This window comes from Microcoleus pseudofavosus SVA1_A4, assembly GCF_036700565.1.
GTDB lineage: Bacteria > Cyanobacteriota > Cyanobacteriia > Cyanobacteriales > Microcoleaceae > Microcoleus.
Genome location: NZ_JAUBPE010000187.1, coordinates 1 through 1,445, shown reverse-complemented (window position 1 = coordinate 1,445; position 1,445 = coordinate 1). Strand labels below are relative to the sequence as shown.

At 38.3% G+C, this 1,445-nt stretch carries 2 protein-coding genes and 1 pseudogene; all 3 read right to left on the bottom strand.

Annotated features, from left to right (window positions below; genetic code table 11):
* Positions 1-150: 150 nt before the first annotated feature.
* Positions 151-435, bottom strand: a complete 285-nt coding sequence (locus QUA02_RS33385; RefSeq protein ID WP_333034015.1) for a hypothetical protein — start codon at positions 433-435, stop codon at positions 151-153.
* A gap of 143 nt (positions 436-578) precedes the next feature.
* The gene (locus QUA02_RS33380; protein ID WP_333034014.1) at positions 579-788 is read right to left on the bottom strand and encodes a hypothetical protein; all 210 of its coding nucleotides are present in this window, start codon (positions 786-788) and stop codon (positions 579-581) included.
* Between the two features lie 126 nt (positions 789-914).
* A pseudogene (locus tag QUA02_RS33830) lies at positions 915-1,230 on the bottom strand (IS1/IS1595 family N-terminal zinc-binding domain-containing protein); the annotation flags it as partial.
* Between the last annotated feature and the right edge of the window lie 215 nt (positions 1,231-1,445).

Here is a 1,445-nt window from a genome sequence, read left to right as displayed (position 1 = left end):
AATGGTTATCAAATGGGATCGAAAAATAAAAAATAAAGGCAATGCTATTTTATCCGGTTTAGCTGCGTAGCAGCTTACCAATCTAAAATTTCGCGTCGGGTTTTACCAGGATTCAACTGGTTAATAATCTTCCATATTCCATCATGTCCATCACAAGCGACAAGTTAAGAGTTCGGCTAAAGGCTGATGATTTACATAATTAATTAACGCTTCATTATCTTGATAAAAAGCCCCGTAATAACTTTCATGTAACCGCACTGCCTTATAATCTTGCCAATGAGACCCTTCTCCCAAATCCCCTCTCAGGCGGACTTTCCCTCCATCTATGCTAGTTTCTTTCACCTCACAGAAAGCTATAGGTTCTGACCATTCTTGTTTTTCTACCAATCGATGTAAGCAAGTGTGTCCAATCTTTACTCCCGTCTGAACTTCCATTTCTTTAGCAGCATTTTCGTAGGAAAGATTAGCGATTTGACGGAGACAGCATTTTTCAAATAATGGAGATAATCTAGTTGATTTCTTGACCTCTAATTTTTCGGCCTGTTTTTCAGTAATTATTAGTTCACCAATACAGCTTTTTACTGTGCGGGGTCGTCCTTGTTCTGTTCCCGTTGCTTGTTTGATAAAAAAAAACCGATTTTGGGGCCCACTTTTTCAAGCCATTGTTGCCTGAGATGCTTTTCGATATTTTCCAGACTGGTCAGTTCACTCGGGGGTGTATTCTTATACAAAATTTTAGCAATTTCTGACGTACAGCATTCCAATCGCTCTAGTTCTTCAGGGGTCATGACTCTTTCTCTCTACTCTTTTTTAACGTTTCTTTGGATTTTACCCATTTTATGCTGATTTGGGGATATTTACAAAACCGGGATGCTCCCTCTCTTGACGGCTCCTAACTTTTTATTAACATACTATTGTAGCCACCTTGGGGAAACTCCGGTAGCCCTAACAATTCCAGCCAGAGATATTTTTTCTAATAAAAGTTTATCTATTAACTTTCTTGTGTCTTCCGATAAGTAGTGGGACACAATTAATTACCCAAAATACCGCCTAAAAACCTTGCCTCTTCAAAAGGCTTGATGTAATTAATTTTGTCCGGTTACTTATCGGCTGAGGTCTGGGAGCTATCACAAATTGTCGGGCACAATCTCGACATTTAAAACTTTGTTTACCAGTGTGAGTATGACCATTTTTTACAATATATTGAGAGTCGCACCTGGGACATTTTATAAGCTAAAAGTTAAGGCAGATTGACTAAGTAAATTATAACAGCTTTTCCTGATTGTGCAGGACTACCCGGAATTAATATTACCCACAATCAGGACACGGCTGTGCCCTCCGTTTCTATCATTCCAGTGTTACCAGAATTGATATAGCAATCCTAAATGATTATCAAGACTATGATACAATTATATGCAATACTCGATCGTGAATAAAAAGATGAA